The organism is Lyngbya sp. CCY1209, from assembly GCF_035615495.1.
In the GTDB taxonomy this organism is placed as follows: Bacteria; Cyanobacteriota; Cyanobacteriia; order Cyanobacteriales; family Microcoleaceae; genus Limnospira.
The window spans coordinates 39514-61932 of record NZ_JAJENU010000260.1; the positions used below are offsets into that span (position 1 = coordinate 39514).

Consider the following 22419-nt stretch of genomic DNA (forward strand, 5'->3'; position numbering starts at 1 on the left):
ACCCAATTCCCTGACCGGAGGACTCAGTCCCAGGAGAATGGAAATCGCGTCGTGTTAAGGTATCACAAACCCGCGACCGATGTCTCATGTTCAGAACCTTACTTCAACTGCTGGTTGCCATTCCCGCATCTTTGCCCGACGTGCTGCAACTGCCGGCAGTCCGCAATCCGATCGCGATCGCTTTCGGGGCGGTCGCCGGGGCGCTGTCCCGCTATTATCTGACCCTGTGGTTTGTCGAGCGATTCGGGGTGGCCTTTCCCTACGGCACGTTGTTGATCAACCTCACCGGATCGATGGCAATGGGTTTTTTCGTCCCCCTCGCCCTCAATTCCGGAATCATTTCTCCGGAAGTTCGCCTGATCGTTGCGGTGGGCTTTCTGGGATCTTACACCACCTTTTCCACCTACGAACTGGAAACGTATAATTTATTTCAACAACAGCGTTTTGCGATCGCGGTTTTGTACTGGGCCGGCAGCGCAATTTTGGGGGTATTGAGCGTTTTGCTGGGGACGATGTTGGCGCGATCGCTGCTGCGATGAATGGGGGGGAGTCGGGAGTCGGAAGTCGGGAGTCGGGGATGGAAATTCAGGGGAGGGGGAGTCGTTCAGAAACTTGGGTTCTCAACTATCCATCACCGCATCGAGCAAAATATCCGCCCCGAAGCGGACGGCATCGGTGCAGGGCAAACCCGTTTCGTCCCGGGTTTGGGCGATCGCGTCCCGGGCCTCAGCGTCGCCCAAACCGTAGGTGTTGAGGGCGATACCGACAACCTTGGACGGTTCCATTGCCCCGGCGGCGGAAGCAACGAGTTCGTACAGGGCGATCGCATCCCGCAGGGGGGGGATCGGGACGTGGGGATGTTTTTTAATGTGGGTCCGTCCGGCCGCGTGGGCCAAAATCAGGTGGGTAGGCTGGCTCCCCCGCAGCAGGGGCAGGGTGGCGGTGGAACCGGGGTGGAGCACGGACCCCTGCCCCTCCACAATCAGGAGGTCATGGCCCTGCGCGAACCGCATCACCATCTGCTCGACGGCCCCGGCGGCGAAATCCACCCGCACCGAATCCAGGGGGATGCCATCTTCCCCCAACATCAAGCCCCCCTGGCCCGTCGCCAGGAATTTGGAGCGGATGCCGCGTCCTTGAGCCGCCCGGTCCAGTTCCAGGCTGGTGGACATTTTCCCGATCGCCATGTCCGTCCCCACCGTCAGCACCCGCCGGCAGTCGAGCGATCGCGCTTGAGCCGAGGCGATGGGGAGATTCGGGGGTTCCTGTCGCACGTCCCAAATCCACTGGTTGCCTCTGAGCAACGCCTCCAAGCTCGCCCCGTGCCGCCGTTCCACCAAGGGAATCAGTCGGGTGTGGAGGCCGTTGACGATGGAGAGTCCCCCGTGCACGGCGCGATCGAGATCCCCCCACCAGGCCTCCGGCAGGGCGCCGCCGGGGGGGGCGATGCCGATTATCAAAATATTGGGATTGACGGCGAGGGCCTCTTCCACCGAGGCGAAAATCGGCACGTCCCGCTCAATTCCCGTCAGTTCCGGAAGCGATCGCCCCGCACAGTCGCGATCGACGACCGCCACGATATTCGCCCGACTGTAGCGCAGCAGGGACAGGCCCGTTTTTCCGATCGCACTCCGGATACCTTCGTGGAGTAGAATCGCCAACCGGCCCGCTTGAATTTTGGCTTGGGGATTGTCAGGAATCATCTGTTTTGGGGTGTGGGGTGTGCTCGGTGGGGTGTAGGGGAGCGGAGGGAGCGGAGGGAGCAGAGGGAGCAGAGGGAGCGGTTGGGACATCCAGACCGCTTGGAAATTAATTCCCAAGGGCGCAAGCCAGGGGCCCCGACCAGCAAAAATCATCGGTCGATGATTGGGGAATTTGTACGGTTCAAAAACTGGATCTGATATAAACTTGCCCCCCTGCCTCCGGTCGCCTCCGGTCGCCTCCGGTCGCCTCCAGGAGCCCCCTCCGCTTCCTCCGCCTCCCCTGCCTCCGGTTGCCCCCATCCTCATCAACCGAGGGGGGGAATCCCGGCGGCGTCCAAAATTTGGGGAATCAAATCTTCCCGCTTGACGGCCATCAGGTGGACGCCGCGGCAAATTTGGCGGGCGATTTGTACCTGTTCAGCCGCAATTTTAACGCCCTCTTCCAGGGGGTGGGGGGCTTTTTCCAAGCGATCGATGATGGGATCGGGGATGTTGACGCCGGGGACGTACTTGTTGATAAAGCGGGCATTTTTGGCGGATTTTAACAGGAAAATTCCCGCCAAGATCGGCTGGTCTGTTTCCGAACCGATTTGATTCATGAATTTGTAGAGGCGATCGAAGTCGGTGATCAGTTGACTTTGGAAAAAGCGGGCGCCCGCCTTCAGCTTGCGGTTGAATCGACTTTTCAACCCCGACCAACTGGGGGATTGGGGATCGACGGCCGCGCCGGGAAACAGGTCGGTGCCGCCTTGGGGAAGGGTTTTTTCGTTCCAATCCAGGCCGTGGTTAAGTTTGTCGATCGCCTGCAACAATCGCACGGATTCAAAGTCGAAAACGGCTTTGGCTTCGGGGTGATCTCCGGCTTTCACCGGGTCCCCCGTCAGGGCGAGAATGTTGCGAATTCCGAGGGCGTGGGCGCCCAAAAGGTCAGCCTGCAAACCGATGCGGTTGCGATCGCGGCAGGCGACTTGCAAAATCGGCTCAATTCCATGATGTTGGAGAATGGCACAGGAGGCCAGGGAACTCATCCCCAGCACCGCCCGACTGCCGTCGGTGACGTTCACCGCGTGGACGCGATTTTTGAGCAACCGCCCCATTTCGATCATGTGATGGGGGTCGCCCCCTTTCGGGGGGGCCACTTCGGCCGTGATGACAAATTCCTTGGGGGTCAAACAGGCGTTCCGAAAACGATTCATAGAATGTAGAGTTTAAAAGGGATATTGAATGGGATAATGCTTTACCCGTTTGTTTGTTAAAAATTCGGGTAATTCCGAGCCGATGGCGGGGGGAAAATCCTCGTTTTTTCCGTTTTCTTTTCCCGACGATCGCACCGAGTTGATGGGGTGGGCAATTGTCGAATTGCCAGAATTGGCGAATCCCATTGCAGGTTGACAACGGTTGAGAGCGGCCGGCGACGATGGCGGGAAGCGCACCGGCAAAGCCGATCGCCCTGATATCGGATGGGATAAAATCGTTTGGATTCCGACGATTTCGGGAATTCAATCATCAGAAATCTATCCGATAACTGATGCTCCGAACTCGAGATCACAGGGGTTTGGAATAGCCCAGGGCATCCTTGACGCGACTCAAAGTCCGGTTGGCGACCGCCTCCGCCTTTTCCCGGCCCGATCGCAACACCGACTCCAAATAGCCGCGATCGTCCATCACCGCTTTATAGCGCTCCTGAATGGGTTTGAGCCGCTCGATCGCCGTTTCCGCCAGCAGGGGTTTGAACTGTCCCCAACCCATATCGGCGCACTCTGCGGCTACCTCCGCCTTGGTTTTGCCCGCCAGCAGGGCGTACAGGCCCAGCAGGTTGTGGCACTCCGGGCGGTCGGGGTCGTCGAAACTCAAGCCCCGCACCGAGTCCGTCTTGCACCGCTTCACCTTCTTGGCGATCGCGTCCGGGGAGTCGAGGAGGTTGATCCGGCTCAATTCCGACGGATCGGACTTGGACATCTTGCGGGTCCCGTCGGTCAGACTCATGATCCGGGCGCCCTCGGTGCGGATCAGGGGTTCGGGGATTTTGAGGATCTCCTCGTCCTTTTGGCCGAACAGGTGGTTGAACCGGGCGGCGATGTCCCGGGTCAGTTCCAAGTGCTGTTTTTGGTCTTCTCCGACGGGGACGCGATCGGCATCATAGAGCAAAATGTCCGCGGCCATCAACACCGGGTAATCCAGCAGGCCCGTGCTGACGTTTTCCCCTTGCTTCACGGCTTTTTCCTTGAACTGGATCATATCTTCGAGCCAGTTGATCGGCGTCAGGCAGTTGAGCAGCCAGGTGAGCTCGCTGTGGGCCGGAATGTGAGATTGGACGAAGATCGTCGAGTGGTCGAGATCGATGCCGCAGGCGAGGTACAGCGCCGCGACGGTGTAAGTGTCCGCCGCCAGCGTCGCCCGGTTGTGCGGGACGGTGATGGCGTGCAAGTCCACCACGCAGAAGAAGTTGTCGTACTGGCTTTGACCTTCCACCCAGTTGCGGATGGCGCCGAGGTAGTTGCCCAGGTGAAGGTTGCCGGTCGGCTGCACGCCAGAGAGAACTCGCTGTTTACCCATGAGCTTTGATGTCAGTTGAACTTAATAATCTATCTTGGCACGATCGACCGTCGTAACCGGCATCCGGCTCGGGAAAATGTCTCGGATGCGAGAGGGCTTGACGAATTTGACCGCCCGTCCGACTCACGGTAGATATTATCGGAGGGGGCGGGGGAAAGACAAGGGTCAAAAGGGGACGGCAGTCGCGCCCCGATTCATTAATTTTCTTGAAAAAGCCAAAATTTTTATTAACTTGCGAACTCTCCTTTCAGGTCGATCGCCCGATCGCCGCCCGAACCTGCAGAACCGCTACCATCCGAACCCACCCGAAAGTTCGGTCAATTCTCCCACCCATTCGATCCGGCTCTAGGAACGGACCGAATCTGGCAAAATTAAAGAAGTAGATCCCGCCCATTTTGATAGATCAGTACCAATGTACCTGGGGACGATCGCCCGACATTGATCGAATTCTCAAATCCTTTTGGCGGAGAAATGCGATCCCCGGGTGTTCGGGTGGAGACGGAGGAATTATTTCAAGGGTCAATTCTTCAAGTTTAAACAGATTTTAAAGCGCAATATTTGAACAAAAAAAATTAAAATCGACGATTTGGACTCGGATTTTTAGAAAGGGGAATAGGAAGTGAATCGACAATCCTCGGCACGGCACGAACGGCCCGGAAACCCGACAACGTGGGAGAGTTTGCTGCTCAACGTCGCCCGCCAGATTCACTCGTCCTCAGATATCAAGACAATTTTTGAGACGGCCACAGACGAAGTGCGCCGGCTGCTCCAAACCGATCGCGCCCTGATTTACCGCCGGGAAGCGGATGGCGGCTGGCGGGGGGTGGCTTCTTCTCCCCTGCTGAATTGGGCTAACTTTCCGGCTCCAATTGGACTCATTTCCGGATGGGAACCGATCGCGATCGCGGACTTTCAAAATGCCGATATTGCCGCCCATCTGAAGACATCGAAAATCGGAGCCTGCGTTATTCTCCCCATCCACATCGAAGGCGATGTGGGGGGGCTGCTGGTGGTCTGTGAGGACGACAAAACTCGGGACTGGCGGCCGGAGGACATCGATCGCCTCGAAACCCTCTGTATCCACCTGGCGATCGCGATCCGACAAGCAACCCTCCTGGAAAACAATCGCCACCTGCGACAGAAACTCGACCGCCAGTCCAAACTAGCCGGAATTTTGGAGATCGCCGAAGATGCGATCGTTTGCGTGGACGAGTCCGGGCAAATTACCCTATTCAATCAAGGTGCCGTGAGACTGTTCGGCTACTCCCGGGAAGAGGCGATCGGGCAATCTCTCGATATTCTGTTACCCGAACGATTCGCCCGAGTCCACCGCCGCCACGTCCGGGAATTCCGCAACTCTGACGACTCGGCCCGCCGGATGGGCGATCGCGATGTCACCATTTGGGCCCGCCACAAAGACGGCCGGGAATTCCCCGCCGAAGCCTCGATCTCGCGGTTCGAGAGCGGGGGGGAAGTCATTTTGACGGTCATCCTGCGGGATATCTCGGACCGCAAGCGGGCCGAAACCGCCCTCAAAACCAGCGAAGCGCAACTGCGATCGATTTTGAACAGCGCCTTCACCACGTCGATCGTCAATTTTAAAGTGTTTGCCAATCGGGATTGGAAATACAACTACCAATCCGACGGTTGCGAAGCCCTGTTCGGCTACACGGCCGCAGAAATTTTGGCGGACAAAAACCTGTGGATGTCCCGGGTGTGGCCCGAAGATCGGGAACGGGTAATTTTACCGCTGTTCGATCGCTTTTTTGCCGAAGAACCGGCCTCCGTCGAGTATCGCTTTCGGCACCGAGATGGAAGTATCCGCTGGATTGCCGCCAGCTATACCGCCGTGCGGGACGAGGGGGGCGAGTGTTGGAACGTGACCGGCATCAGCGCCGACATCAGCGATCGCAAACGGATGGAAACCCTTTTGGCCGAGAGCGAGGCCCGGTTCCGCACCCTGGTGGGCAACCTCCCCGGCGCCATCTACCGCTGCGCCTGCGATGAAAATTGGACGATGGAATTCATCAGCGCCGCCATCGCCGATATTTCCGGATATAAACCCGAGGAATTGATTCAAAATCGGGTGCGAGCTTACGCCAGTCTCATCCACCCCGATGATAGCCTGACGGTGGAAACCGGAGTGTTGGAGGCGATCGCACGACGGCAACCGTTTATTTTGGAATATCGCATCGTCCACCGGGATGGTGGCATCCGCTGGGTGTACGAAAAAGGCCAGGGAAAATTCGACGCGGGGGGAAATCTGCTGTGGTTGGACGGGGCGATTTTTGATATCAGCGATCGCAAGGCCGCGGAGGTCGCCCTGAAGGAGAAAACCAAAGAACTCGACCGCTTCTTTTCCCTGTCCCTGGATTTGCTCTGCATCGCCGATCTCGAAGGACATTTCCTGCGCTTAAATCAACATTGGGAGGCGACCCTCGGCTATCCGCTGCAGGAGTTGGAGGGCACCTCGTTTTTGGATTTCGTCCACCCGGACGATTTGGCCCCCACCCTGGATGCGATCGCCGAGTTGTCCCAACAACACCCCGTGATCAATTTTGTGAATCGCTACCGGTGCCAGGACCGGTCCTACCGCTGGATCGAGTGGCGTTCCACTCCGGGGGGAAATCGCATCTACGCCGCGGCCCGGGATATCACCGAACACAAACGGACCGAACGGCGGTTGCGCGACCTCTCGGACCGCCTGAGTTTGGCCGTCAAGTCGGCCGCGATCGGGATTTGGGAGTGGGATATCGTCCGCAATCTTTTGATCTGGGATGATCGGATGTACGAACTCTACGGGGTGAAGCGGTCGGAGTTCGGCGGCGCCTATGATGCTTGGGTGAAGGGCATCCATCCCGACGATCGCCAACACGCTGATCGGGCGATCGCATCGGCCCTGGCGGGGGAAAAAGAGTTCGATACGGAATTTCGCGTCCTGCACCCGGACGGGACGGTGCGCTGTTTGAAAGCCTACGGTTTGGTACAGCGGGACGAGCGGGGCGAACCCCTGCGGATGATCGGCATCAATTTCGATATCAGCGATCGCAAGCGCATGGAAGCGGCCCTGCGGGAGAGCGAGGAACGCTGGCAATTCGCCTTCGAGGGCAACGGGGACGGGGTTTGGGATTGGAACGCCCAAACCGACACGGTTTTTTTCTCCCGGCGTTGGAAGGAAATTCTCGGCTTTGAGGAGTGGGAGATCGGGGACGATCTCTCGGAGTGGGAAACCCGCATTCACCCCGACGACCAACCCGAAGTCTTTGCGGTTTTGGAGAAACATTTGAACGGGGAAACCGCCCGATATGTGAGCGAACACCGGGTGCGGTGCAAGGACGGCAGTTATAAGTGGATTCTCGATCGCGGCCGGGTGATCGACCGCACCCCCGACGGTAAACCCCTGCGGGCGATCGGTACCCACACCGACATCAGCGATCGCAAACAGACGGAACTGGCCCTGCAAGAGAGCGAAGAAAAATTCCGCCAGTTGGCTGAAAATATCCGCCAGGTGTTTTTCATGACCTCCACGACCGGGGAAATGCTCTACATTTCCCCCGCCTACGAGGAGATTTGGCAGCGGTCGCGGGAGAGTTTGTACGAAGATCCCCGCCATTGGCTGCTCTCGGTCCACCCCGAGGAACGGGGGGCGATCGGGGAGATGTTGACGCGACACATCCGGGACGGAGAAATTTTTAATGAAACCTACCGCATCCTGCGGGCCGACGGAGAAATCCGGTGGATTGAGGCTCGCTCCTTTCCGGTTCGGAATGACAACGGGGACATTTATCGATATACGGGGATCGCTGAAGATATTACCGATCGCAAACAGGCGGAAGAAGCCCTGCACAATCAACTGCAAAAAATTCTGTTATTGCAGCAGATCACGGACAAGATTCGCCAGAGTTTGGATGTCAACGAAATTTTTCAGACGGCGGCCCGGGCGATCGGGGAAGCCTTTCAAGTGAATTGCTGTCTGATTCATACCTATACGTCGGAACCCATCCCCCGCGCTTCGTTGATGGCGAAGTATTCAAAATCAAACTGTCGTTTACTCGATGCCTTGGAATCCGAAATTTCCCTAGATGGAAATGCCGATATCGAAGCGTTGATGCGCCAGGATCGGGCGATCGCATTTCAGATTTCCACCTTTTTGGGAATGCAATGTGCCGCGCCACATCGGGGTTTAGTTTCTCCGATTCTGGCCTCGATTCAAGAGTTGGAGCGGGGGCCGACACCGACCCTCAAATCGATGCTGGCGATCGCCACATTTTATCGGGGCAAGCCGAATGGTATTATCAGCTTGCATCAATGTGAATATGAGCGGAATTGGAGTGCCGATGAAATCGAATTGATCGAGGCCGTCGCCTCCCAATTGGGGATCGCGATCGCCCAGACTCAACTGCTCTGTCAAGAGCAGCAGCAACGCCAAGAATTGCTCCGCAAAAATATCACCCTCAAACGGATCACCCGGGAGGCGGAGGCGGCGAATCGCGCCAAGAGCGAATTTTTGGCGAATATGAGCCACGAAATCCGCACGCCGATGAATGCCGTTTTGGGGTTCGCAGACTTGCTCCAATCGATGATTGCCGACCCGACGGCGCGTTCCTACGTCGATGCGATCGCCTCCAGCGGCCGCACCCTCCTCGCTCTGATCAACGATATTTTAGATCTGTCTAAAATTGAAGCGGGGAAACTGCAAATTCATTGCGAACCGGTGGAAATTCGGGCGATCGTATGGGAAATTCAGCAGATCTTTTTACAGAAGGCGATCGAGAAGAATTTGCAACTGCACGTTGCGATCGACGAACAACTGCCGAAAATGATCATGACGGACGAAGTGCGATTGCGTCAAATTCTGTTTAATGTGGTCGGAAATGCGATCAAATTTACCGAATTTGGCTCCGTCCAGATCGCCGTCCGCCGCTGCGAAAATCAAATCAATCCCTCTCCAGACCACCTCTGCCTTGAAATTGCCATTTCGGATACGGGAATCGGCATTTCTGAGGACAATCAACAAAAGATTTTCGATGCCTTTACCCAGAGCGAAGGTCAAAGCAACCGCAAATACGGGGGGACGGGTTTGGGTCTGGCCATCACCCAACGCCTCGTCCACCTCCTGGGGGGGACGATTCACCTGGAAAGTGAATGCGATCGCGGCAGTACATTTACTTTTTATTTTCCCGAAGTCGAACCGGTGGAAATCGAATCAAATTTGACTAAAAAATTTGATGCAGATATCAACTTACAACAATTCCAACCCGCCACTATTTTGGTCGTCGATGACGTGCAGTCAAATCGGGATCTGATCGCCGGATATTTTGCCCCGACAAAACACGAAATCCTGATGGCAAATGACGGACAGGAAGCCATCCGATTGGCGCTCATTTATCATCCCGATATCATTTTTATGGATTTGCGGATGCCACGCATGGACGGACGGGAAGCCGTCCACTTCCTGAAAGATCGTGAAGACACTGGCAACATTCCCATTATTATTTTGACCGCATCTCCCCAATATCAAAACGAACAGGATTTGAAAGAGTTGTGCGAGGGGTTTTTAGGAAAGCCGGTGAGTCAGGCCCAAATTGTGACCGAACTGAAGAAATATCTCACCCCGATTCCAGTGGAAACGACGCCGGAATTGGCGTCACCTCCCCCGGCGGCTTCCGATGTCGCGCCGGCAACGGTTCGGTTGCCGGAATTAATGAAAAAACTCCGCCGGGAAGCGGAAACGACCTGGCTCGAGTTGCGAGAAACTCTGGTCAATCGCGATTTAAAAAAGTTTATCCGACGCCTGGAAAGTTGGGGGAAAGAACACCAATGTTCGACATTACTCGATTATGTCGAAACCCTCAATCAACAATTGCAGGCTTTCGATTGGGATCGGATTCCCGAAACCGTCCGTCGCTTTGGGGAATTGTGCGATCGCATCGAAGAAAGTGAGGAGGGTTGACATGACTCAATCAGTTATAGTTGGCGCTGTCGCCCCCCGCCGCACCCCCACCCGCACCTCAGAAACCGGGTTTCTATGAGACGCTTTGCATCCTCACCGAAATATTGCCAATAAACCCGGTTTCTTACTACCCCAAAAATAACTTGTAGGCGGGATTTTTATTTTCGTCCCAATAGCGATAACCCAAGGTTTCCAAAAATTCCTGCCATTCTTCCATTTCGCTGGGTGGCACCTGCATCCCCACGACAATTCTACCATAATCCGAACCGTTATTTCGATAGTGAAATAAGCTGATATTCCAGTTCGGACTCATCGATGCCACGAACTTCATCAGCGCCCCCGGACGTTCGGGAAACTCGAAGCGGTACAATAATTCATCGTGGGCCAGAGGCGATCGCCCCCCCACCATGTGCCGCAGGTGCATTTTGGTCAATTCGTCGTCCGTCAGGTCGATCGCCGTCAACCCGTGAACCGCGAAACTGTCCGCCAATTTCCCCGCATCTTCCCGATCTTTGATCTGGACTCCCACGAAAATATGGGCTTCTTTTTTATCGGCAATTCGATAGTTAAATTCGGTGAGATTGCGCTTCCCCAAACAGTCGCAAAACTGCCGCAAACTGCCCGGTTTTTCGGGAATTGTCACGGCGAAAATCGCCTCGCGGCGTTCCCCCAACTCCGCCCGTTCCGCGACAAATCGGAGGCGATCAAAGTTCATATTCGCCCCGCAAGCCACGGCAATTAACGTTTGTTCGCTGATTTTTTCCCATTCCGCATAGGCTTTCATTCCGGCGATCGCCAGTGCCCCGGCGGGTTCCAAAATCGATCGCGTATCCTCGAAAACATCCTTGATCGCCGCGCAGGTGTCGTCCGTGCCCACCAAAATGATGTCGTCCACATATTTTTGACACAGGCGAAACGTCTCTTCCCCCACCTGCCGCACCGCCACCCCGTCGGCAAATAGCCCGACTTCCGACAACTTCACCCGCGATCCGGTTTTCAAAGATTGAGACATGGCGTCGGCATCCACGGGTTCGACTCCGATCACCTTAATTTCGGGCCGCAACCGCTTCACATAGGCGGCGATGCCGGAAATCAATCCCCCGCCCCCGATCGCCACGAAAATGGCGTGAATGGGCTGCTGGTGCTGCCGCAAAATCTCCATGCCGATGGTCCCCTGCCCCGCGATCACGTCCGGATCGTCGAAGGGGTGAATAAACGTCAAACCCTTTTCCACCTCCAACTCGCGGGCGTGGGCATAGGCATCGTCGAAGGTTTCCCCGTGCAACACCACTTCGCCGCCCCGGGCTTTCACCGCCTCGACTTTCACCTCCGGCGTGGTGACGGGCATGACAATAATAGCCCGGGTTCCCAGGCGACTCGCCCCCAGGGCGACGCCCTGGGCGTGGTTTCCGGCGGAGGCGGCGATGACTCCCTGGGCGAGGCGATCGGGGGGCAGTTGCGCCATCTTATTGTAGGCGCCCCGCAATTTGAAGGAAAACACCGATTGCATATCTTCCCGCTTCAGCAAAACGGTGTTGTGCAGCCGTTTGGAGAGTTGGGGGGCGGACTCCAGGGGGGTTTCCTGGGCGACATCGTAGACGCGGGCGGTGAGGATTCGTTCGAGGTAGTCGGAGTGCATTCTGTCGGGCCAATCATCGCATGGGATTCAATTGTACTGGATCGGGTGCGATTTCGATTCTGAGATTTGTATCTGAATCCGGTATTTTCCCGAAAATCGATGGAAAACCCCCTCAAGCGATCGCGTTTTGAGAAGTCTTAAAAGTCCGAAAATTGAATGATATCGAATCCGGTTCAATACCAGAAGCCAAGGCATTCTCTGTCTCCCCCCTTTTTAAGGGGGGCTGGGGGGGAGCTACAATTTTCAAATCAATCAAGGCATTCTCTGTCTCCCCCCTTGTTAAGGGGGGCTGGGGGGGATCTACAATTTTCAAGTCAATAACCGAATCCGATCTTAAATTTGATGAGATTCGTAGATTCCCGGAACTTTGCCCAAAACGGAGGCATCCGCCCGTTCTCCATCGGTTCCTTTTTTGATGACGGCGATCTTCCCCGCCGACTCCATGACGATCGCTTCCACCGCCTCCAAAGAGCCAATTTTCTTTTGGCGCACGACCGCCAACAGTTGGGATTTCGTGACCCGCTGCTTTCGCATTGCCGGCTGTAAAAATTGCCCCCGAAAATACAGAAGCGACGGGTCGGCCGTCACCAAGTCGGCAAATTTCGGCGATCGCACGGTCAGCCAAGATAACAGGTATTGCAAGATGATCAGGGTCAAAAATGCCGTGATACTTTCGGCCAGCGAGACGCCTTTGGCGGTGATCAGGCGCCCGAGGGTGGAACCGATCGCGATCGTGATGACAAAATCGAAGGCGTTCAACTGCGCCAGGGTGCGTTTGCCCGATATCCGCAGCAAAATTAACAAGCTAAAATAAGCCAGCGTCCCGATGACGACGATGCGGACGATGGGTTCGATACTTTTATAAAAGAAAGCGACATTTTCCATTATCTAAATCGGGATTAAATTCGACAGTTTTAGTTTTGAAATTGGGGAATTATAGCGAACCTTGGGGCCACCTGAAGCTGTTGCGTTCGACCAAGCCCAAAAGGAGTTTGCGGCGGTGGTTCAGGTCGTCGAGCGATCGCGCAAATTCTTCGTCGCTGACGACGGGAATTCCCGCCTTTCGCAGGGGCGCGAGGTCGGGGGCGGGCGGCACGCGATCGGCCGGATAAATGGAGGCGGATGCCAGGGTTCTCAGGTAACTTTGCACGGTCGATCGCGCCGATTTCAGCAGGGCGGGGGGCGGTCGGTAGGACTCCTGCAACCCGTAATTCATAATTGTCAGCGCATCGTCGAAAATCGCCACCGCCGGGGCGCTGTCTTCCTGGGGAGACGCGCCGTGATAGCGGTGCAGCACGGGGTAAGCGAGTTGTTGCTCGGTCAGAGTTCCCAGTTGGGAAGACATGGAAATCAGTTGCAGATCCAGACCGGAAAATCCCTTCCCGTCCCAAACATTTAAAATAAATTCTTCGGCCGAATTTCCCAGTCCGGTAATTTGACTCGCCAAAGATTGTTTGGTCGTCACGCCGCCGATCACGGACAGCAAGAAACTGACGACCATCGTGATCAAAAACATCCCGCTCAGGGTCGTAAAAGAGGCGGCGATCGACCAGCCGCCGCGGCTCGGATAAAGGTCGCCGTTTCCCATCGTTGACATGGTGTAGGCGACGAAGTAGATGCGATCGATCCAAGTGCCGGATTCCGGTGCCGGCGTGCGGGTGTAAACTAGCGCGCCGGAGTCGGAACTGAACATCAGCACCCACCCGGCCCACAACAAACCTACCCAAGCAAAAACCGTCAATATTTGAATTAATGGACCGGCCAAACTGAGCCAATAATTGCGTTTGGTGCGAATCGACTTTTTCATCACCCACCAAACCCCGTTGGTGATTTGAGCGGTGACGGGTCCCGCGCCGCCATCGACCCACACGGCCGTCCACAGCGCATCGAGGAGGGATAACACCACCAAAAACAGTCCGAGAATAAACAGTAAAACGTTCACCGCGACTTCCATGACCCGAGATTTCATCCCTATTGATTGTCGCCGGAAACGCAATTTCTCGAATCTAGCCAGAGACATATAGCGCTGCGCGCAGGGAATAGGTAATAGGGAATAGGGAATCGGGAATCGGGAATCGGGAATTTTTCACTTTTCACTTTTCACTTTTCACTTTCCCCACACCCCACACCCCACCGAGCACACCCCACCGAGCACACCCCACCCGATATTGACAAAAATATTAAATTTCAATACGAAAAATTCCGGCGGTTCTCCCGACGGCATAAAATTGAAGGAAATTGAGTTTAATTCGAGGAGGTCGCCCCATGGATCGATCTATTATTCAGTTGGTTGACGATCTGCCCCAAGATAATATTACGGTTAAAGTTTTAAATGCGATCGACGCGATCGCGCCCTCCCAGTGGAATAACCTCGTCGGTTTTGAAAATAGCATCCGCAGCATCACCGGGGAAACCGACCCCCAGATTATCCAACAAATCCGCGATCGCGCCGTCGTCTTCTACCACGACCCCCAATATGGCTATCAAAACGCCGTCAAACTGTACCAAACCGTAGACAAGGCGGACGCGGCGATCGGGGCGATGGCGCTGGCGAATAAAGTTGGAGAAAAAATTAGCTTTCTCTCCTTTTTAAATAATATCACACCCAAGGCGGATACGACGCAAACGGTCGATTTATTGATTAAAATTGCCGTCGAAATAATCGCGTTTTGTCAACTCAACGGCATTCCGCAGCCCAACCCGCAGGTTTTTGCAGCGAGTCTTAGCAACAATTATAAAGATGCGGCGCTGATGCGAATGGTCGCCCTCGTCTGTCTGGATGCCGTCCTGCCCTTGGGGGCAAATTTCCTGGCTAAAATTCACGGCATCATCGACAATGCCGATGCCGGAATTGTCACGAATAACCCGGTTTTTGGGGCGGCGAGCGGTTTTCTTCCGGGCAATAGTACCTCGGAAAAATTTGGATTTATCACCCAAAGTTTCAATGCCGTTCAGGGGTGGATGGACGGCTTCATTTCCCAAACCGGAATCACGCCCCAATCGATTTTTGACAGTTTGGGAAATATGATTCAGATTGCCGACGACAATCTGGATTTTGTCGCCGCTTTTGTGGATCAAGTCACCAACTATTACGAACACACTGGCATTCAAACCGTCGCCCAAAAACTGATCGAACAAACCTACAGTTCCATGCAGTCGGAATTGGGGAGCGATCGCACCCTTTCTGCACCGCCGCCGTCCGCGAGTCAAACCATTTCGGATGGGGGCGAATATGCGATCGCCCAGGCGGTTGAGGTGTGGGATGAAGACGAGGAAGATTGGTATCAAGCGACGATTTTGAAGGCGAAAGACGGCGAATATTTCGTCCATTATGTCGGCTACGGTTCCTCGGATGATGAATGGGTGAATGGGGAAGATGTCCGGGTTCGGGATCATTCCAAAACCGACGATAACGGATTTGCGGAGGGTCTGAAAGTCAAAGTTTGGGACGACGATAAAGAAGAGTGGTATACCGCCCAAATTCTCCGATGCAAGCGGAAGAAATATTTCGTCCACTACTTCGATTTTGACGAGTCCGAAGACGAGTGGGTACACAAAGACGACCTCGTTTGACCCCATTCTTCGGGTTTCACCTTGAGCTAAAAAAAAACATGGCATCGGACCGAAAACTCGGACTCGATGCCATGTGGGGATGAAAGTATAGCAACGAGGGCTCCCAAATTAACAGTGTCGTTCAGGGGGCAAACCTTGAAATCCTTATTTAAAGGTCGTTTCAGTTCCCTACACCCCACACCCTGCGTGCAGCGCTATATCATCCGGAAGTTAGTCTTCCGCTTCTTCCTCCTCTTCCTCTTCGTCACCTTCCTCTTCGTCACCTTCCTCTTCGTCACCTTCCTCTTCGTCACCTTCCTCTTCGTCGCCTTCCTCTTCGTCACCGTCTTCCATTTCCGGAGCTTCTTCTGCCGGGGTTTCCGGTGCCGTCTGTTCGGGGGCCGGGGTCGAACAGGCTCCCAGGAACGCAACTAAACCGAGGGCAAGAAATAGTTCTACGGGTTTGACGCGCATTTTGGCACTCCTCACAGATCGCCTAAATTTAACTTCTACTTAATATAATCTTAAACTCGGCGATCGGGACATCCATCAAAAAAAAATCTCATTATCGGGGGACTTGAGAAGGCGCTCCCCTACCCCCGGCCAGAACAGAACTCGGGCCGGAACCCGTGAAGTCCCCCATGACAAACCCCGGCGGCGAAAGGTGCGAGTGTCATGAGGGGGGGATTTCTCTATCCATCCACCACCGGGGTATCGTCGAGTTCGTTCATGACTCGTTCGTAAAACCGACGGTTGCCATCGCGGCATTCGGACAAACTTTCGGGATAGGAGCGACAGTTTTTGAGGTGCGATCGCCAACCTTCAGTATCGCATAAAAACTTCGTTTGGTCGTAACGTTGGTAGAGGGTTTTGCCAAATATCCTCAAACTGAGATCCGGTTGTTTCCAGCGTTCCACCGGATAGAGAGTTACGGGGTGTTTGAGGGTAAAAAACTTGCTCGTAAATGGAAAAGCCAACACTTTTCGCCCCAGCAGCGTCCCCCAGTATGCACCGTGAAAAGAGCTGGTGAGAATGGTTTCCCCTGATGCCAAAAATCTGACAATTTCTTCAAAATTTTGGGCTTCGTTCGTCATCCGGGGAAAGTTTTCAATATTAATTTGAAATTTTTTATGGGAAAAAACAACAAACTCGTGTTTGATCGGGTATCGGCGATCGAAGACTTCGTGCATACAGCTCACGCAGGGAACCCAATCATATCCGTCGTCAAAATCTCGGATGCCGACAATATCAAATTTTTCTAAATAAGGAAGATAGTCAAATTTGACATCGCGATCGCGTTGATAGATTTGATGTCCGGCTCCCCACATCACCAAACGGCGGTCGTTTTTTCGAGCTTGCAAACGCTGAAAATGATTGAGAAATCGCTCGAACATGAGCCCCCCACCTCCGACGATCGCATGGTGAGGTAATGGGGAGTCGCCATCGTCTTCGGGGCGTTCTTTATCCAAAGTCCGAAGGTCGATTTTGCTCACTTCGTAGCCCGGAAAATTAAAGTAATGTAACGGAGAGGAAAAGAAGTCTCCGATATTGGTCTCGTCGATAACGTGATAGTTGGCGATCGCTTTCATTGATAACTTTTAATTGATCAGTTGTGGAGGAGTTAAAATCTTGTAGATATCCCTTCAATATAGCAGGGTTTGGATAGCCCAATCAAAATATAACCCACGACTCGATCCGATGTCAAGACCGCGATCGCCCGAAAATCCCCGATTTCACACGGGACTTGCACCCCATTCCAAAATCAGGTATAATACAAGTATAATACAAGCTACCCGATGGGCAAAAAAACCCATGAATCGTATTGAAATCGAGAACCGGACGATCGCGATCGCCCTGACGGGTTCCCGGGGTTACGGACTGGCGACAGAAACCTCCGATTACGACTATCGCGGTGTTTTCATCGCCGGCAAACCCTATTATCTGGGACTCCAACACATCGAACAAAAGGATCGGGGTTGGGATGTCGAACCCTCGGAAAAATTTCCCTTTTTGTCGGAAGATACCTGCATTTACGAATTGCGGAAATTTCTCAACCTCTCGATTGACAACAACCCCAACATTTTGGAGCTGCTTTGGTTTCGGGATTACGCCCACCTCACCGAAGTAGGGGAACGGCTGCGACAACACCGACACCTGTTTTTATCCAAACGGGTGAAATGGACCTATTCCGGCTACGGTTACGCCCAGATAAACAAGCTGGAATCGCACCGTCGCTGGCTGCTGAATCCCCCCACCCACAAGCCGACACCGGGGGAATTCGGACTGGTGGAAACGCCGCCCTTAACCGTAAGTCAGGCGAACGGTTTTTTGGAATATTTATATCTGTTGGTGCGCGATCGCATCGAGTTTTTAGAACCCGCCCAGAAACTCTACGAACTACTCAACGGGGAAATCGACTACAAGGGGATTTTAAAACAGCATCCCCTCCCCGACGAGGCGTTGGATTACACCCAAACCCTCGCCGGTTCCTCCAAGGAATTTTTGCAGCGGTTGCAGAAAAGTCAGCGGTATCACCGGGCGGTTAGGGACTACAAAAACTATCGGCAATGGCAGAAAAACCGCAACCCAGCCCGGGCGGAAATGGAGGCAAAAGTCGGCTACGACTGCAAGTTCGCCATGCAGGCGATCCGGCTATTAAAAACGGGGATCGAAATTCTCAGGGATGGAATCCTGATCGTCGATCGCCGGGAAGCCGGAGATGCCGAAGAATTGCTCGACATCAAAACCGGCAAATACAGTTACGGGGACGTGATGGAGATGGCAAAAACCCTGTATGAAAAGTTAGAGGAAGCCGAGGCAGTTTCAACGTTGCGCGATCGCGTCGATGCAGAAGCCGTGAATCAATTGTGCATGGAACTCGTCTCCCGCCAGGGGTGGTGATAGAGAGGGTGTAGGGTGTAGGGTGTAGGGTGTAGGGTGTGGGGTATTTACAGCAATTTTCAAGTCAGTGAGGTACACAGATCGACTTGAAGTCCCCCTTGTCAAGGGGGATTTAGGGGGATCGAACCGTATCGCACCAGATAGACAACTGCTATAATTTTGCGCTTTTTTCCCTCACCCTACCGTTTGCCTGCCTGTTGCCGATTCTCTCTCTGTCTCAATCGGCACGCTTGCCATTGATAAAATCTTCCGTCATCTGGTAGGCTTCGTCATCCGTGTATTGTTGGGGTGGATGCTTCATGAAATAGGCGGAAGGCGAATAGAGAATGCCGCCTTTGCCGGCATTGAACGCCAACTTGCAGCAGCGGATGGCGTCGATGGAAACCCCCGCCGAATTAGGAGAATCTTCCACGGACAGGCGCATTTCCAGATGCATAGGCACGTCCCCGAACAATTTGCCCTCCATGCGGATGAAGGCGACTTTGTTATCTTTTTGCCAGGGTACATAATCGCTCGGACCGATGTGGATGTTCTCCTCGTCGAGGCGATCGCCCATCACGGCTTGAACGGCCTCGGTTTTGGACTCTTTTTTCGAGTTCAGGCGGCTGCGGTTGAGCATATTCAAAAAGTCGGTATTGCCGCCGGTATTGAGTTGGTAGGTGCGTTCGATTTTCACGCCCCGCTTTTTGAACAAATCCGACAGGGTGCGGTGGGTGATGGTGGCGCCGACTTGCGCCTTGATATCATCGCCGATGATGGGCAAGTTTTTCCGTTGGAATTTCTCCGCCCAGAGGGGATTGCTGGCGATGAAAACCGGGATGCAATTGACCAACCCAAGCCCCGCATCCACCGCACATTCGGCGTAGAATTCCGTCGCTTTTTGGGAACCGACGGGCAGGTAATTGACCAATATTTCCGCGCCGGATTCTTTCAATATCTCGACCATTTCGGCTTTCGAGGGTTCGGGTTCGTCGGCGAGGGCGAAGGTGTATTTTTCCTCGTAATTTTCCATGTGTTCCGAGAACCCATCCAAAACCTTACCCATTCTCACTTTTACCCCCGTTGCGGGCAGTTCGGAGCAAAATACGGTCGTGCAGTTCGGCTCGGCAAAGATCGCTTCATTGACTTCTTTACCCACCTTGCGGCGGTCGATGTCGAAGGCGGCGACGACTTCCATATCGTAGGGTTTATAGCCACCGATTTCCCAGTGCATCAATCCGATCGCCTCTGACGGCTCTTTCCCCTGGTAATATTCGATCCCTTGAATTAAGGAACTCGCACAGTTTCCGATTCCGACGATCGCGATCTTGATTTTTTCCATCAATGTTCATCTCTATACATCCGTGATCTCCTGACTTTAACATAAAGTTAAGATGGACTGTCAAGTTGGCACAAGTAGCGCTGCGCGACGGGTGTGGAGTGTGCTCAGTTCTCAGTGGAGAAAACCTCTTCCCGATGCTCAAAAAATGAATTTCCCGAGTTGGGAACGGGCCGTTGATTAAAGGAAATCTGGAATTTTGACTTTTGACTTTTGACTTTTGACTTGAATCGGTCGGGGCATTCGAGGGAACCGCCCCGACGGGAACCCATTTTGAGGGCTAGAGCGCCTGAGAATAGTAGTAATTTCGCTCCTGGCGATCGCCGTTGGCCACCATTCCGAGGATGGGGACGCCCGCCATTTCCAACTCCCGCATCGCCAGATCGAAGGCGGCGCGATCGGTTTTGCCCAGTCCCACCACCATCATCAATCCGTCGGTGCGGGAGGCCAGGAGGTTGGCATCGGCCAGACCCAGCAGGGGGGCGGTATCGTAGATAATCAGGTCGAACTGTTCGCCGAGCTCCTGCATCACCTCCCGCATCCGCGACGAGGAGAGCATCCGGGTGGGATCGACGGGAATCGGGCCGGAGGTGAGCACCGAGAGGTTTTCATCCAGGTGCGAGGGCCGGATCAGGGTTTTCACGTCCAAATTGCGGGCGATCGCATCGCTGAGTCCGGACTCGTTGGATACCCCCAACATCGAGTGCAGGCGGGGATTTCGCAGGTCTGCGTCCACCACCAGCACCCGCCGCCCCATCGCCGCCGTCCCGAGGGCCAAATTGAAGGCCACGGTGGACTTGCCGTCGGCGGGACAGGCGGAACTGATCGCGCAGGACTTCACCGGGGAATCCGTCGCCAGCAGGCTGAGATTCGTGCTCAGGGAGCGAAACGCCTCGTGAAACGCGCCGCAGGGCACCGTTGACAAATTCGGCAGGGGTTGGCCCCGGTCGGCGCCCTGGGGCAGCGCCGGGAGCATCAGGGCATCGTCGCTGGCCGGAATCACCCCCAGCAGGGGAATCGGGGTATTTTCGGCCACTTCGTCCGTGTCGCGGAAGACGTTGTTGAGGCGATCGACTCCTCGCGCCGCCACGAGTCCCAAAGCCAGACCCGCCGATCCGCCCAACAGCAGATTCAACGGCAGGTTGGGGGACACGGCCCGCAGTTCTCCCGCCGCGTTGCGGGGGATGGTCGGGGGGGCGATCGCTTCCCAGGCGGCGGCGGTGGTTTGGGGTTGGACCGTCAACTGCAATTCGGCCTTGCGGTTGGAGAGGTCGTCGAGGCGGGCGGTGGCCGACTGCAATTCTCGGTTGAGATCGGCGTGGCGACGGACCGCCTCCGGCAAAGTCGCGGCGTATTGTTCCAATTGTTGGGCCGATCGCTCCAAAACGCGATCGCGCACTTGCAGCATCTGGATCTGATTGGCCGAGGCGATCAACTGCTCGATCAGGCCCATGCGGAGGGAATCCTGGTGGGCGAGAATGTTCGCATCGACCGAGGACAAATCCCGACCGAGAACCCGTTCTGCCTCTTCTCGAAGCAGGGGCAACAACTGATTCCGTTGGTCCAAAAGGGCCTGAATTTGGGGGGATTTTTCCTTGAACCGGGCTGACTCGAAAGCCACCTCCGTCTCCACTTCCAACAATTTTTCCAGCAGCGATCGATAGCGGGGGGATTGGGTCAGGGCCGAGGCCATCATCGCTTGTTCGGGGTCGAGTCCGAGTTGCTGTTGCAGGGCGGCGTAGCGGGACTGTTCCCCGGCCAACTGCGCCTGGGTTTGCAGCCGTTCCCCTTCCACCGCCGCGGCGCGATCGCCCAGTTGCCGGGTGGCGATTTCCGGGTCGATGAAACCGTATTGTTGCTGTAGCCCGACGATTTCTTTTTTGAGGGACGCGATCCGGGATTCGAGGGGGGCGATCTGATTGTCGATCAGCCGCAATTGTTCGGCTTGGGGAGAGGGCTTTTCCTCCGGTTTTCCGTATTCCAAATAGGCCGCGGCGATCGCATCCAAAATAAACTGAATTTTTTGGGGTTCCGCATCCCGGTAGCCGACCTCCAAAATTTGAGTTCCCGGCAGTTGGGCGACGGAGAGGCGATCGGGTTGGTGGGGGGTTTTTCCGGTGGTGCGATTGAACAAATACCGATAATCGACTTCGGGATAGCGAGTTTGGATGGTTTCCAAAATGTCCGCCATCAGTTTCGGACTTTGCAACACCTTCAACTGGGAGGCCTCGTCCGACTCCCCGTTTCCGTCGGTCATCAACAGTTGAAATGTCCCCCGATATTCCGGTGTCTGTTCGACGGTCCAAAAATAGGCCCCCGCCGTCGCCGTCGCCGTTACGCCGACGACCACCAGAGCCCGCCGGCAGATCAGACGCCAGATTTTGCCCAAAATTCCGGCGCGACCGGATCGGTTCATTTCACCGTCGAAGGGATAGGGTAGACCTTTGAATCGAGAGGTTTGGGTTTCGGCGATCGATACGGAAGTATTGGGATGAATAATTGACAGTTTTGAATATCGTCCGGTGTTCATTTTTGCTCTCGTTGTTACCGTAAAAAATAGTCTGAAATCTCACTGTTGAAACGGACGGAAACGGGAGTCATTTCCGACCGCCGGGAGAGGGCAACTGGCCTTCGGCATCGGCATCGGCAGGAACCGATACACCGACTGTTGTGAAAGTCTTTTGAATGGATGGCGATCGGGAGTCATATCCGGTCTGCAAGAATAGTTTTTATCAAAACTATTTTAGTCCTTTAATAATCCGAAAACTGTCTGATAACTGATGATCAGAACTTGAGA

Annotated in this window: 14 protein-coding genes; 4 read left to right on the forward strand and 10 right to left on the reverse strand. The window is 54.7% G+C overall.

The features are described 5' to 3' along the window. Window positions 1-86: 86 nt before the first annotated feature. A complete protein-coding gene (gene crcB / locus LKE08_RS07250) occupies window positions 87-539 on the forward strand; it encodes a fluoride efflux transporter CrcB (RefSeq protein ID WP_324703538.1) in 453 nt (150 codons plus the stop codon). 81 nt (window positions 540-620) lie between these two features. Here crcB and LKE08_RS07255 read toward each other — a convergent pair whose 3' ends face one another. From LKE08_RS07255 to trpS, 3 genes are all read right to left on the reverse strand, one after another. Then, window positions 621-1703, reverse strand: coding sequence for a DUF1611 domain-containing protein (locus LKE08_RS07255; protein ID WP_324703539.1), 1083 nt, complete (start codon window positions 1701-1703; stop codon window positions 621-623). Window positions 1704-2008: 305 nt separating this feature from the next. Continuing rightward, window positions 2009-2899, reverse strand: a complete 891-nt coding sequence (locus LKE08_RS07260) for a methylenetetrahydrofolate reductase (RefSeq protein ID WP_324703540.1) — start codon at window positions 2897-2899, stop codon at window positions 2009-2011. 349 nt (window positions 2900-3248) lie between these two features. After that, window positions 3249-4259: a tryptophan--tRNA ligase gene (trpS, locus tag LKE08_RS07265; RefSeq protein WP_324703541.1), complete on the reverse strand. Its 1011-nt coding sequence runs from the start codon at window positions 4257-4259 to the stop codon at window positions 3249-3251. 619 nt (window positions 4260-4878) lie between these two features. On the opposite strand from trpS, the gene LKE08_RS07270 reads away from it, so the two are divergent. Next, window positions 4879-10212, forward strand: coding sequence for a PAS domain-containing protein (locus LKE08_RS07270; protein WP_324703542.1), 5334 nt, complete (start codon window positions 4879-4881; stop codon window positions 10210-10212). 127 nt (window positions 10213-10339) lie between these two features. On the opposite strand, the gene ilvA is transcribed toward LKE08_RS07270, so the two are convergent. The 3 genes from ilvA to LKE08_RS07285 all read right to left on the reverse strand — a co-directional run bounded on the left by ilvA (window position 10340) and on the right by LKE08_RS07285 (window position 13820). Continuing rightward, window positions 10340-11851: a threonine ammonia-lyase, biosynthetic gene (ilvA, locus tag LKE08_RS07275; RefSeq protein WP_324703543.1), complete on the reverse strand. Its 1512-nt coding sequence runs from the start codon at window positions 11849-11851 to the stop codon at window positions 10340-10342. Between the two features lie 333 nt (window positions 11852-12184). After that, window positions 12185-12736 carry a YetF domain-containing protein gene (locus LKE08_RS07280; protein ID WP_324703544.1) on the reverse strand — a complete coding sequence of 184 codons (552 nt, stop codon included), beginning with the start codon at window positions 12734-12736 and terminating at the stop codon, window positions 12185-12187. 49 nt (window positions 12737-12785) lie between these two features. Continuing rightward, window positions 12786-13820, reverse strand: a complete 1035-nt coding sequence (locus LKE08_RS07285) for a potassium channel family protein (RefSeq protein ID WP_324703545.1) — start codon at window positions 13818-13820, stop codon at window positions 12786-12788. 296 nt (window positions 13821-14116) lie between these two features. Between LKE08_RS07285 and LKE08_RS07290 the strand changes: the two genes are divergently transcribed. Beyond that, window positions 14117-15424 (forward strand): Tudor-knot domain-containing protein, encoded by a 1308-nt coding sequence (locus LKE08_RS07290; protein ID WP_324703546.1) that lies wholly within the window; start codon window positions 14117-14119, stop codon window positions 15422-15424. A 210-nt stretch (window positions 15425-15634) separates the two neighbouring features. Here LKE08_RS07290 and LKE08_RS07295 read toward each other — a convergent pair whose 3' ends face one another. After that, window positions 15635-15877 (reverse strand): hypothetical protein, encoded by a 243-nt coding sequence (locus tag LKE08_RS07295; protein ID WP_324703547.1) that lies wholly within the window; start codon window positions 15875-15877, stop codon window positions 15635-15637. Between the two features lie 218 nt (window positions 15878-16095). Beyond that, complete coding sequence (locus tag LKE08_RS07300) at window positions 16096-16992, reverse strand: hypothetical protein (protein WP_324703548.1); 897 nt, start codon at window positions 16990-16992, stop codon at window positions 16096-16098. A gap of 223 nt (window positions 16993-17215) precedes the next feature. On the opposite strand from LKE08_RS07300, the gene LKE08_RS07305 reads away from it, so the two are divergent. Continuing rightward, window positions 17216-18304 carry a DNA polymerase beta superfamily protein gene (locus LKE08_RS07305; protein ID WP_324703549.1) on the forward strand — a complete coding sequence of 363 codons (1089 nt, stop codon included), beginning with the start codon at window positions 17216-17218 and terminating at the stop codon, window positions 18302-18304. Window positions 18305-18521: 217 nt separating this feature from the next. On the opposite strand, the gene LKE08_RS07310 is transcribed toward LKE08_RS07305, so the two are convergent. Both LKE08_RS07310 and LKE08_RS07315 read right to left on the reverse strand, forming a co-directional pair. Further along, window positions 18522-19625, reverse strand: a complete 1104-nt coding sequence (locus LKE08_RS07310; RefSeq protein WP_324703550.1) for an inositol-3-phosphate synthase — start codon at window positions 19623-19625, stop codon at window positions 18522-18524. 277 nt (window positions 19626-19902) lie between these two features. Beyond that, entirely contained in the window at window positions 19903-22152 is a 2250-nt protein-coding gene (locus tag LKE08_RS07315; protein ID WP_324703551.1) for a polysaccharide biosynthesis tyrosine autokinase, read from the reverse strand. Between the last annotated feature and the right edge of the window lie 267 nt (window positions 22153-22419).

Coding starts and splice junctions, on each gene's coding strand:
- crcB (WP_324703538.1), top strand. CDS start 87: ATGTTCAGAACCTTACTTCAACTGCTGGTTGCCATTCCCGCATCTTTG.
- LKE08_RS07255 (WP_324703539.1), bottom strand. CDS start 1,703: ATGATTCCTGACAATCCCCAAGCCAAAATTCAAGCGGGCCGGTTGGCG.
- LKE08_RS07260 (WP_324703540.1), bottom strand. CDS start 2,899: ATGAATCGTTTTCGGAACGCCTGTTTGACCCCCAAGGAATTTGTCATC.
- trpS (WP_324703541.1), bottom strand. CDS start 4,259: ATGGGTAAACAGCGAGTTCTCTCTGGCGTGCAGCCGACCGGCAACCTT.
- ilvA (WP_324703543.1), bottom strand. CDS start 11,851: ATGCACTCCGACTACCTCGAACGAATCCTCACCGCCCGCGTCTACGAT.
- LKE08_RS07280 (WP_324703544.1), bottom strand. CDS start 12,736: ATGGAAAATGTCGCTTTCTTTTATAAAAGTATCGAACCCATCGTCCGC.
- LKE08_RS07285 (WP_324703545.1), bottom strand. CDS start 13,820: ATGAAATCTCGGGTCATGGAAGTCGCGGTGAACGTTTTACTGTTTATT.
- LKE08_RS07290 (WP_324703546.1), top strand. CDS start 14,117: ATGGATCGATCTATTATTCAGTTGGTTGACGATCTGCCCCAAGATAAT.
- LKE08_RS07295 (WP_324703547.1), bottom strand. CDS start 15,877: ATGCGCGTCAAACCCGTAGAACTATTTCTTGCCCTCGGTTTAGTTGCG.
- LKE08_RS07300 (WP_324703548.1), bottom strand. CDS start 16,992: ATGAAAGCGATCGCCAACTATCACGTTATCGACGAGACCAATATCGGA.
- LKE08_RS07305 (WP_324703549.1), top strand. CDS start 17,216: ATGAATCGTATTGAAATCGAGAACCGGACGATCGCGATCGCCCTGACG.
- LKE08_RS07310 (WP_324703550.1), bottom strand. CDS start 19,625: ATGGAAAAAATCAAGATCGCGATCGTCGGAATCGGAAACTGTGCGAGT.
- LKE08_RS07315 (WP_324703551.1), bottom strand. CDS start 22,152: ATGAACACCGGACGATATTCAAAACTGTCAATTATTCATCCCAATACT.